The organism is Sphingomonas sp. (assembly GCF_019746015.1).
GTDB lineage: Bacteria > Pseudomonadota > Alphaproteobacteria > Sphingomonadales > Sphingomonadaceae > Sphingomonas.
Genome location: NZ_JAIESM010000044.1, coordinates 1 through 10,493, shown reverse-complemented (window position 1 = coordinate 10,493; position 10,493 = coordinate 1). Strand labels below are relative to the sequence as shown.

Here is a 10,493-nt window from a genome sequence, read left to right as displayed (position 1 = left end):
TGGAACTCGGGCAGCTCGTCAAGGAACAGCACGCCCAGATGCGCGAGGCTGACCTCGCCCGGCTTCACCTTCAGCCCGCCGCCGGTGAGCGCTGCCATCGACGCCGAATGATGCGGGCTGCGGAACGGGCGGGTGCGGGTGAGCCGCCCGTTCTGGAGCGTGCCGGCAACGCTCGCCACCATCGACACTTCCAGCGCCTCGGCCGCATCGAGCGGGGGCAGAATGCCGGGCAGGCACGAAGCGAGCAGCGACTTGCCCGCCCCCGGCGGCCCCACCATCAGCAGGTTATGGCCGCCGGCGGCCGCAATCTCCAGCGCGCGCTTGGCGGTTTCCTGCCCCTTTACCTGCGCCAGATCCGGCCCCTGCCCCGGCGGATCGGCCTCGCCGGGGGCGGGGCTGGCCAGCTGGCCATGGCCCTTCAGATGGTTGATGAGGGTCAGCAGATCGCCCGCCGCCACCACCGCGCCGCCGGCCCAGGCCGCCTCTGCCCCTTGCGCGGCGGGGCAGATCAGCCCGCGCTCCAGCGCCTGCGCATGAAGCGCGGCGAGCAGCACCCCGGGGGACGGGGCAATGCGCGCGTCGAGCCCCAGCTCACCCACCACGACATAATCGCCCAGCGTCTCGGCATCGACCACGCCCATCGCCGCCAGCAGCCCCAGCGCCACTGGCAGATCATAATGCGAGCCTTCCTTGGGCAGGTCGGCGGGGGAAAGATTGACAGTGATCCGCTTGGGCGGCAGCGCCAGGCCAAGCGCGGCAATCGCCGCGCGCACCCGTTCGCGGCTTTCGGCGACCGCCTTGTCCGCCAGGCCCACGATGTTGAACGCGGGCACCCCCGGCGCGAGCTGCACCTGCACCTCTACCCCGCGCGCCTCCAGCCCCAGATACGCCACCGTGGAGACAATCGCGACCATCGCACCCCCGCCCAAGTGGCTTTAGTCATAGCCGTTTTCGCGGCGAGCGGAAGCGCCCGGCTTGCGGTGCCGCGCGCAAGGGGCCACATGGCGCGCGTGCCGATGCCCTCTTCCAATCCCGCCTGGCGGCTGACGCTGCTCGGCACCGGCATCGTGCTGATGGTGGTGTCGCCGGTCGTCGGCATCATTCCCGGCCCCGGCGGCATTCCGGTGTTCGTCGCCGGGCTGGCGCTGACGCTGCGCAATTCGCGGCGGGCCAAGCGCATTTTCGTGCGCGCCAAGCGCCGCTGGCCAAAGCTGGGGCGGATCGCCGATATCGGCCTGCGCCGAAAAGGTCGGTTGCGCAGCCGGCCCGATGCGGGGAAAGCCGATTGACTTTGCCCGCCGCCCGACTTAAGCGCCGCGCTTCGCAGCCGCCGGTTTTTGGCGGCCTTTTGCTGTCGAATCAGGGAATGAGTGATGAAGCGGACCTTTCAGCCGAGCAATCTGGTGCGTGCCCGCCGCCACGGCTTCCGCGCGCGGATGGCAACGGCGGGCGGACGCAACGTCCTGCGCGCCCGTCGCGCCCGCGGCCGCAAGAAGCTGTCGGCCTGACCACGATCACCCGGCGCCGCGATTTCGTGGCGGCGAACGGGGCCAAGCGCGCGCCGATGCCCGGCTTCGTGCTGCTGGCGCGCGACCGGGGCGATGGTGATCCCGCCATGCGCGCGGGCTTTACCGTAACCAAGAAGATCGGCGGCGCGGTGGTGCGCAACCGGCTGAAGCGCCGGCTGCGCGCGCTGGCGCGTGAGGTGCTGCCACAGGCGGGCTTTGCCGGGCACGACCATGTGCTGATCGGCCGGCAGGACGGCGTTACCCGCGATTATGCGCAGCTGCGCGCCGATCTGGTGAAGGCGCTGGGCAAGCTGGCACCGCGATGCTGACCCGGCTGCTGATCCTCATCGTGCGCGGCTGGCAGCTGGGGCCATCGGCCGTGCTGCCGCCCAGCTGCCGCTTCACCCCCAGCTGTTCGGCCTATGCAATCGAGGCACTTCGCCGCTATGGCGCGCTGAAGGGTGGCTGGCTGGCGGCCAGGCGGGTGGCGCGGTGCCACCCCTTTGGCGGCCATGGCCACGATCCCGTGCCCTGACCCATTGCGCGCCGATTCCTAAGGACCCCCACTCGTGAGCCAAGACAACCGCAATCTGGTGATCTTCATGGTGATTGCCGCCGTCATTCTGATCGGCTGGCAATTTGTCGCCGCGCGGTTCCTGCCCCCGCCGCCCAAGCCCGCGCGCACTGCGGCGAGTGCGCCCGCCTCCCCCACGGCCCCCGCCGGCAGCGCGGCGGCCGCGCCCGACACGCGCGCAGCGGTGAAGCCCGCCGCCGCCGTGATTGCGGAGACGCCGCGCATCGCCATCCGCACCCCGGCGCTGTCGGGCTCGATTAACCTGAAGGGCGCGCGGCTCGACGATCTGGTGCTGCTGCGCCACCGCGAAACGGTGAAGCGCCAGTCGCCGCCGGTGCGGCTGCTGTCGCCCTCTGGCGCGCCGAAAAGCTATTTCGCGGCGTTCGGCTGGGCCGGAGACGGCGTGGTCGCCCCCAACAAGGACACGCTGTGGACCGCCGACCGCACCACGCTGACCCCCGATACCCCGGTCACGCTCAGCTGGACCAGCCCGCAGGGGCTGCGCTTCCAGATCCGCTATGCGGTTGATGCCGATTACATGTTCAGCGTGCGCCAGTCGGTGGCCAACCCCACCGCCGCGCCGGTGACGGTGAAGACCTATGGCCTCGTGTCGCGCACCGGCATTCCACACGAGATCGACACCTGGACCAACCATGTCGGCCCGGTCGGCGTGTTCGGCCCCGGCGCCAATTACGACATCACCTTCCAGAATCTGCAGGGCGAGGCGCCCACTTTCTGGGCGCGCATCTGGGGCACCAGCGCCAAGGCGGGCGAGAATTATTTCGACCATAAGGGCGGCTGGCTGGGCTTTGGCGACATTTACTGGCTGGCCGCGCTGGTGCCCGACCAGGGAACGCCGGTGCATGCCGGGTTCAAGGGCGCGGGCGACGTGTTCCAGGCCGATTACACCACCCCCGCCACCGCGATCGCGCCGGGCCGTCAGGCAGTGCGCGACAGCCGCTTCTTCGCCGGCGCCAAGGAAGTCGCGGTGATCGACGGCTATCAGGACAAGGGGCAGATCGAGAATTTCGACAAGGCGATCGACTGGGGCTGGTTCCGCATCATCGAAAAGCCGCTCTTCTATTATCTGTCGCTGCTGTCGAAGCTCATCGGCAATTTCGGGCTGGCGATCATCGCGCTCACCATCACCGTGCGCGGCTTCCTGTTCCCCATCGCACAGCGCCAGTTCGCCTCGATGGCGAAAATGAAGGCGGTGCAGCCCAAGATGAAGGCGATCCAGGAGCGTTACGCCGACGACAAGCCGCGCCAGCAGCAGGAAATCATGGCGCTGTACAAGGCCGAAGGGGTGAACCCGCTGGCCGGCTGCCTGCCGGTGCTGCTGCAGATCCCGATCATGTATGCGCTCTACAAGGTGCTGATCCTGACCATCGAAATGCGCCACCAGCCGTTCATGCTGTGGATCACCGACCTGTCGGCGCCCGATCCGCTGACCCCGATCAACCTGTTCGGCCTGCTGCCCTTCACCCCGCCGGCGGTGATCGCCATCGGCATCATCCCCATCCTGCTCGGCATCTCGATGTATTTCCAATTCAAGCTCAACCCGGCGCCGATGGACGAGGCGCAAAAGCAGGTCTTTGCCATCATGCCGTGGATGCTGATGTTCGTGATGGCGCCGTTCGCGGTTGGCCTGCAGCTTTACTGGATCACGTCGAACGTGCTCACCATCCTCCAGCAGCGGCTGCTCTATGCCCGCCATCCGGAGATGCTGGCGCCCGTCAAATGAGCGAGGAGGACGACGCGGTCGAGGCGGCCCGCAAGATTTTCGCCGGCCCCATCAGCTTTCTGAAATCGGCGCCGGGGCTGGCCTTTCTGCCCGATCCGGTGGCGCCGGAGATTGCCTTTGCCGGCCGCTCCAACGTGGGCAAATCGTCGCTGCTCAACGCGCTGACCGGGCGCAATGCGCTTGCCCGCACGTCGAACACGCCGGGCCGCACGCAGGAGCTGAACTTCTTTGATGTCGGCGCCGGCGCCCCGCCCCGGCTGCGGCTGGTCGACATGCCGGGCTATGGCTTTGCCAAGGCACCGCCGGCGATGGTGAAGAAATGGCGCTTTCTGGTGAATGACTATCTGCGCGGGCGGCAGGTGCTGAAGCGGGCGCTGGTGCTGATCGACGCGCGCCACGGCATCAAGCCGGTCGACACCGACATGCTCGACATGCTCGACAAGGCCGCCGTCAGCTATCACCTGGTGCTGACCAAGGCCGACAAGATCAAGCCGACCGATCTTGCCACCGTGACCGAGGCAGTCGCGGCCGAGGCGCGCAAACGCCCCGCCGCGCACCCGCACATCATGGCCACCTCCAGCGAGACGGGGCTGGGCATTGCCGAGCTGCGCGCGGCGGTGATCGCGGCGGTCAGCTGACCCCTTTACGCCGCGCTGCAAAAGCAGGTGGACCGGCGGCGAGTGTCAGCCTATCTTGACGTCCATGAAGATCATCATCGGCAACCGGGCCTATTCTTCATGGTCGTTGCGCGGCTGGCTGGCGGCGAAGCTGTCCGGCCTGCCGTTCGATGAAGTCGTCGTGCCGCTGTTCGATGCCGATTGGGACCGCCGCCGGACGGAGCCTGATCTCGCCGCGTCGAACGGCATGGTGCCCATTTTGTGGGATGGCGACATTCCGGTCTGGGGCAGCCTGGCGATTATCGATTATCTGGCCGACCGCACCGGCCAGGCGCGGTTCTGGCCCGCCGAACCGGCAGCGCGCGCGCTTGCCCGGTCGATGGCGGGCGAGATGCATTCGGGCTTCCTGCCGCTGCGCCGCGCCTGCCCCATGCACCTGCGCCGCACCTATCCCAAGCGCGACCCCTCGCCCGATGTGCGCGCCGATGTTGATCGGATCGTCGAGCTCTGGGCGGAGGCGCGGCGGCGCTTTGGCGGGGGCGGGCCGTTTCTGTTCGGCGCGTTCGGCGCCGCCGACATCATGTATGCCCCCGTCTGCACGCGGATCGTGACGCACCAGCTGGCCGTGCCCGAATTCGCGCATGACTATGTCGACGCGATCTATGCCCATCCCTGGATGGCGGAGTGGATCGCCGCCGCCGCCGAGGAACCCTGGGTGATCGACCGCTACGAGCCGAGCGAGGCCTAAGCGTCTGATCCGAAACGCCGTTTCGGATAGTCCGGCGCCAGCCCGCTCCCCCGCCCGGCCACCCATTCAGGTTACTCTCGTGGGTGGCCGGGCGGGGGAGCGGGCTGGTGCCGCCTCGAAATTCGCTCTTTCGCGAATTTCGAATCAAAGTCTAAGCCTCACGCAATCCGATCGGTGGGATAGGGCGTGCCGTCCTTATGGGTATAGGCGTCGGCGGTGAACAGCATGTCGATGTCCGAATAGCCGCCACCGGCCGCGCGGTCGCCAGCGCTCACCACCACAAAGGCGCAGTCGGCCGCGCTGCGGTTGATCAGATGATGGCCATTGCCCGCCCCCATCGCAAAGCTGGCAATGTCGCCGGCGCGGAGCAGTGTTTCGCCGCCATCTTCCACCAGCACCGCCTCGCCCGCGATCATCACCAGCAATTCATCCTCGCCATTGTGCCAGTGGCGCTGGGAGGACCAGGCGCCAGGCTTCAGCACGACATGGCTTGCGCCGAATGCAGTGAGCCCGCCGGCGGGCGCGAGGCGGCGCCACCAGCGCCCGGCCACCGCCGCATCGAATGGCGGCGGATAGCCGGTGGCATTGCTCTGGGGGATTGATGCGAGGTCGAGCTTGGGCAAGGACTGTCTCCCGATGACCGCCACCACTTTGCCCGATCCGCTCGCGCTCACCAAGGCGCTGATTGACTGCAACAGCATCACGCCCGCGCGCGGCGCCGTGTTCGACGTGCTGGAGGCAGCCCTCACCCCGCTCGGCTTCGCGGTCGAGCGCTTCGTGGCCGGGGAAGCGCCCGACGGGCCGGTTGAAAACCTGCTGGCGGTGCGCGGCAGCGGCGGGCGCCACTTTGCCTTTGCCGGGCATCTGGACGTGGTGCCGCCGGGCGCCGGCTGGGCGAGCGATCCCTTCCAGGCCGAGCTGCGCGGCGAGCTGCTCCACGGGCGGGGTGCGGTGGACATGAAGGGCGCGATTGCCGCCTTCGTCGCGGCCGCCGCGCGCGTGCCGGCCGGGGCGGGCACAGTGAGCCTGATCATCACCGGCGACGAGGAAGGCCCGGCGGTGTTCGGCACCCGCGCACTGATCGAGCGGATGGCCGCGCGGGGGCTGAAGCCCGATCTGTGCCTGGTGGGGGAGCCGACCTCGGTCAACCGGCTGGGCGACATGATCAAGATCGGCCGGCGCGGATCGGTGAACATCTGGATCGAGGTGCCCGGCAAGCAGGGCCATGTCGCCTATCCCCACCTGGCCGACAATCCGGTGCCGCGGCTGGTGCGCGCGCTGGCCGCGATCGACGCGATCACGCTGGACGAAGGCACTGACTGGTTCCAGCCCTCCAACATCGAGATCACCGATCTGGAGGTGGGCAATCCGGTGACCAACGTCATTCCGGCGGCGGCGCGGGCGCGGCTGTCGATCCGCTTCAATGCGCTGCACCGGGGTGAGGCGCTTGCCCGCCGGATCGCCGAGATCGTGGCGGAACATGCGCCCGGTGCCGTGGTGACGCCGCGCATTTCGGGTGAGGCCTTTTTCACCCCGCCCGGCGATTTTTCCACGCTCGTCGCCGGCGCGATTGCCGCGCACACCGGCCTGTCGCCCGAATTGTCGACCAGCGGCGGCACCTCCGACGCGCGCTTCCTGTCGGCGCTGTGCCCGGTCGTCGAGTTCGGGCTGGTCAACGCCACGATGCACAAGCTGGACGAGGCGGTGGCGATTGCCGACCTCTACGCGCTGGCCGATATCTACACCGACATCGCAAAGGCTGCGCTCAACGGCTGATACCACCCCTCCCCTTCAGGGGAGGGGCCGGGGGTGGGGCCTATCCAACGGGCGTGGCGCTGGACGGGACGCCCCACCCCAAACCCCTCCCCTGAAGGGGAGGGGCTTAAGCGCCTACCCCGCCGCCGCGCGCACGGGCGTTTGCGCCCATTGCATCAGCGCGGCCTCGGCCATCGGCTGGGCAATGGCATAGCCCTGGATCACGTCGCAGCCGATGACGCGCAGCACCTCTGCCTGTGCCTCGGTCTCCACGCCTTCGGCGACCGCCTCGCAGTCCAGCCCGTGGATCAGGCCGATCACCGCCTGCACGATGGTGCGCGCCTGCGCCTTGGTGGCGATATGCTCGACCAGGCTGCGGTCTATCTTCACCCGGTCGACCGGCAGGTCGCGCAGGCGGGCCAGGTTGGAATAGCCGGTGCCGAAATCGTCGATCGCGATCGTCGCACCATCGGCGCGCAGCGCGGCAATGGCGTTCAGCGTCTCCTCGCCGCAATGCATCGCCATCGTCTCGGTGATTTCCAGTTCAAGCAGCCGTGCCGGCGCACCGGCCGCACGCAGCGCCTCGCGCAGGCGGCGGAAGAAACCGGCATGGTCAATCTGGCGCGGGCTGACATTGATCGCCAGCCGGTGGGTGTGGCCGGCCGCGTGCCAGCGGCTGATGGTGCCGGCGACGGTGTCGATCACCCAGTCCCCGATTTCCACGATCATGCCGGTTTCCTCGGCCCGCTTGATGAAGCTGCCGGGCAGTTTCAGGCCAAAACGCGGATGCGCCCAGCGCAGCAGCGCCTCTGCCACCACCATCCGGCCATCGGTGCTGCTGATCTGGGGCTGGAACACCAGCGCGAACTGGTCGCGCTCGATCGCCTCGCGCAGGTCGTTTTCCAGCTGGGCGCGGTCGGCCAGTTCGGCGGCCAGCGCCTCGGTGAAATATTCCACGCGCCCGCGCCCGCGCTCCTTGGCGTGATACATGGCGGCATCGGCCGCGCGCATCAGGTCGGTCAGCGAGGTGCCATGGTCGGGCCGCAGCGCAATGCCGATCGAGGCGCCGATTTCCACTTCATTGCCGTTCAGGTCGAAGGGTTCGCTGAGCGCATAGAGCACGCCGCGCCCGATCCGCCCGGCCAGTTCCGGCACCAGCACATCAGGAAAGAAGATCGTGAATTCGTCGCCCGCCAGCCGCCCGATCAGCGGCGCGGCCAGTGCATTATCGGTGCATAGCCGTTCGCTGACCGCACGAAGACGATTGGCGACCATGCCCAGCAGCATGTCGCCCATTGCGTGCCCCATGGTGTCGTTCACGATCTTGAAGCGATCCAGATCGATGAACAGCAGCGCGGCATGCTGACCCGGCGGCAGGCCGGAGAGCATCCGCTCGCAACTCCGGCGGAAATGGGTACGGTTGGGCAACCCGGTCACGCTGTCGAACAGCGCGAGGCGGTGGACGCTTTCCAGATTGGCGCCGATCTGGGCGAACAGCCGCTCCATCGCGCTGCCAAGCTGGGGAATATGCTGGCCGATTTCGGGTGGCGTCGGGCCTTCCAGATCGCCTTCGGATGCCGATTTGATGCGGTCGACGGCAGCATCGATGGCGGCGGCAACGGTCGACAGCTGGCGCTGCGCCGATGCCCAGCACAGGGTCGCGCAGATGATCGCCGGGATCAGCGCATTGCTCAGGCCCATCCAGCTCAGGCTGCCGTCATAGGTCGCCGCGAGCGCGAGCACGAAGGCAACCATGCCCGCCAGCAAAGCGAACATGATGGCGCGGCTCTTGAGCGACGCGGCGTGCATCGGTTACGCGAACCCTTGGCGTGCGCCCGACCTAAGTGTCGGGACGCGATGCAAAACATTCGCAGCTAAAGGTTAATTAATTGGGCGATCTGGGACGGCGCAGCACAAGATAAAGCGCCCCGGCACCACCATGGCGCGGGTGCGCCGGGCGGATGGCGGCGATCTGTCCGGCATGGCGCGAGGCGGCCAGCCAGTCGGCGATGCTCGCGCGGATGCGCCCGCGCGCGTGCGGCCGCTCGCTGTCGGCGCGCGGCGGCCGGCCGGTAATCACCAGCAGCAGCCGGTCACCGCGCCGGATCGCCCGCTCCAGCGTCAGGTCGAGCAGATGGTGCGCGCTGTCCAGGCTGTGGCCGTGCAGGTCGATGCTGGCATCGGGCGCGACGATCCCCTTGGCCAGCCGCCGGTCCCACCCGCCGTCGAGCGTGACGCCGGGCGCACGCGGCGGGGCGGGGCGCGGGCGCGGCGGATCGAGCGGGTGTAGCTTGGGCTGCTTCGGCGCGGGTGCCGGGGGCAGCGGGGGCGCATCGTCGGTCAGCGGTGCCGCCGGGGCGAGCGGGGTGACGGTTGCCGCCACCCGCCGCCACAGCGCGCGTTCCTCAGCGCTGAGTCGCCGGCCCGCCATTGCCCGCGTTCAGCCGCGCGACCGTCCCCTGCGGCAGCAGCAGAAAGGCGCCGCCGCGCGCGCTCATGCCGCCGGCGATGGTGCGGGCTTCGTCGCCCGCGCCCCAATAGGTGTCGAACCGGTTGGCCCCTTTGATCGCGCCGCCCGTGTCCTGCGCGATCCAGATACCGCTCGCCTCGGCCCGGTCGAGCGACAGGAAGACGGGCGCACCCAGCGGCACGAAGCGCGGGTCGGCCGCCGCGCTGACGCCGCCCGTCACCGCATAGCCCAGCGCGCCCTGCGGCGGGCCGGCCGATTCGCGGAAGAAGACATAGCTCTTGTTCTCGCGCATCACCTGCACGCCCTGTTCGGGGTTGGCGCGCAGCCATGCCATGATTCCCTGCATCGAGGCCTGGCCGGGCGCCAGCAGCCCCCGGTCGCGCAGCAGCGCGCCGATGCCGGTGTAATCGCGGCCATTCTGGCTGTCATAGTTCAGCCGCAGGATGCCGCCCTCGGCCAGCCGCAACCGGCCCGACCCCTGAATCTGGAGGAAGAACAGCTCCACCGGGTCCGCCGCCCAGGCGATGATCGGCGCGCGTTCGGCGAGCGCGCCCTGATCGATCGCCGCACGGTCGAAATAAGGCACGAAATTCTGCCCGTCGATGCGGCCCCGGATGCGCTTGCCCTTCAGCGCATCGGAAAACAGCCCTAGATCAGCCTCGATCAGATCAGCGGGGCGGCCGTAAATCGGCACTTCATAGCCCGGCCGGCGGGTGCGCGACCCGCGAATTTCGGGCTCATAATAGCCGGTCGCATAGGCGCGGCCATCGCCCACCTGCACCGCTTCGAACCAGCGGGTGAAGAAGCCCTTGGCATCGCCGCCGGCGCTGGCGGCGGCCGCGCAGGCGCCCTGCCAGTCGGCCGGGCGGGTAAGCCCGGACGGGTCGGCGCGGCGGGTGAGCGCGGGGCAGGAGGTGCGAAACGCCGCCAGCGCCTGCGCCGCCTGGCGGTCATCGATGGGCAGCGTCGCAACCGGCGGCCCGGCGACAATGCCGGCCAGCACGGCGCTCGCAATGCCAGCGCCGGGTGCGGGGGCCGTGGTGGGCACCGGCGCCACCGTGCGCGCCGGCGGCCGGG

Annotated in this window: 13 protein-coding genes; 8 read left to right on the top strand and 5 right to left on the bottom strand. The window is 69.0% G+C overall.

The genetic code is table 11. From position 1 onward, the window contains the following. Nucleotides 1–914 (bottom strand): ATP-binding protein (locus K2Y03_RS07335; RefSeq protein ID WP_294089626.1); only part of this gene is annotated, 914 nt, incomplete at its 3' end. Nucleotides 915–1,016: 102 nt separating this feature from the next. Between K2Y03_RS07335 and K2Y03_RS07330 the strand changes: the two genes are divergently transcribed. The 7 genes from K2Y03_RS07330 to K2Y03_RS07300 all read left to right on the top strand — a co-directional run bounded on the left by K2Y03_RS07330 (nt 1,017) and on the right by K2Y03_RS07300 (nt 5,191). Continuing rightward, nucleotides 1,017–1,289, top strand: a complete 273-nt coding sequence (locus K2Y03_RS07330) for a hypothetical protein (RefSeq protein WP_294089632.1) — start codon at nt 1,017–1,019, stop codon at nt 1,287–1,289. 84 nt (nt 1,290–1,373) lie between these two features. Beyond that, nucleotides 1,374–1,508 (top strand): 50S ribosomal protein L34, encoded by a 135-nt coding sequence (rpmH, locus tag K2Y03_RS07325; protein ID WP_066647039.1) that lies wholly within the window; start codon nt 1,374–1,376, stop codon nt 1,506–1,508. Next, on the top strand, nt 1,505–1,837 hold the full coding sequence (gene rnpA / locus K2Y03_RS07320; RefSeq protein ID WP_367114755.1) for a ribonuclease P protein component: 333 nt from the start codon (nt 1,505–1,507) through the stop codon (nt 1,835–1,837). The genes rpmH and rnpA overlap by 4 nt, the downstream gene beginning before the upstream one ends. After that, nucleotides 1,831–2,043, top strand: a complete 213-nt coding sequence (gene yidD, locus K2Y03_RS07315) for a membrane protein insertion efficiency factor YidD (RefSeq protein WP_294089624.1) — start codon at nt 1,831–1,833, stop codon at nt 2,041–2,043. Before rnpA ends, yidD begins: the two co-directional genes overlap by 7 nt. 34 nt (nt 2,044–2,077) lie before the next feature. Continuing rightward, a complete protein-coding gene (gene yidC / locus K2Y03_RS07310) occupies nt 2,078–3,826 on the top strand; it encodes a membrane protein insertase YidC (RefSeq protein WP_294089623.1) in 1,749 nt (582 codons plus the stop codon). Beyond that, complete coding sequence (gene yihA / locus K2Y03_RS07305; protein WP_294089622.1) at nt 3,823–4,464, top strand: ribosome biogenesis GTP-binding protein YihA/YsxC; 642 nt, start codon at nt 3,823–3,825, stop codon at nt 4,462–4,464. The genes yidC and yihA overlap by 4 nt, the downstream gene beginning before the upstream one ends. 64 nt (nt 4,465–4,528) lie before the next feature. After that, complete coding sequence (locus tag K2Y03_RS07300; RefSeq protein WP_294089621.1) at nt 4,529–5,191, top strand: glutathione S-transferase family protein; 663 nt, start codon at nt 4,529–4,531, stop codon at nt 5,189–5,191. Nucleotides 5,192–5,349: 158 nt separating this feature from the next. Here K2Y03_RS07300 and K2Y03_RS07295 read toward each other — a convergent pair whose 3' ends face one another. After that, nucleotides 5,350–5,814, bottom strand: a complete 465-nt coding sequence (locus K2Y03_RS07295; protein WP_294089620.1) for a cupin domain-containing protein — start codon at nt 5,812–5,814, stop codon at nt 5,350–5,352. A 13-nt stretch (nt 5,815–5,827) separates the two neighbouring features. Here K2Y03_RS07295 and dapE point away from each other — a divergent pair, with 13 nt between their 5' ends. After that, nucleotides 5,828–6,967 (top strand): succinyl-diaminopimelate desuccinylase, encoded by a 1,140-nt coding sequence (gene dapE, locus K2Y03_RS07290; RefSeq protein ID WP_294089619.1) that lies wholly within the window; start codon nt 5,828–5,830, stop codon nt 6,965–6,967. Between the two features lie 114 nt (nt 6,968–7,081). Here the strand turns inward: dapE and K2Y03_RS07285 are convergent, their stop codons facing one another. From K2Y03_RS07285 to K2Y03_RS07275, 3 genes are all read right to left on the bottom strand, one after another. Beyond that, nucleotides 7,082–8,755: an EAL domain-containing protein gene (locus K2Y03_RS07285; protein ID WP_294089618.1), complete on the bottom strand. Its 1,674-nt coding sequence runs from the start codon at nt 8,753–8,755 to the stop codon at nt 7,082–7,084. Nucleotides 8,756–8,831: 76 nt separating this feature from the next. Then, the gene (locus K2Y03_RS07280) at nt 8,832–9,377 is read right to left on the bottom strand and encodes a Smr/MutS family protein (protein ID WP_294089616.1); all 546 of its coding nucleotides are present in this window, start codon (nt 9,375–9,377) and stop codon (nt 8,832–8,834) included. After that, entirely contained in the window at nt 9,352–10,464 is a 1,113-nt protein-coding gene (locus K2Y03_RS07275; protein WP_294089627.1) for a murein transglycosylase A, read from the bottom strand. The genes K2Y03_RS07280 and K2Y03_RS07275 overlap by 26 nt, the downstream gene beginning before the upstream one ends. Between the last annotated feature and the right edge of the window lie 29 nt (nt 10,465–10,493).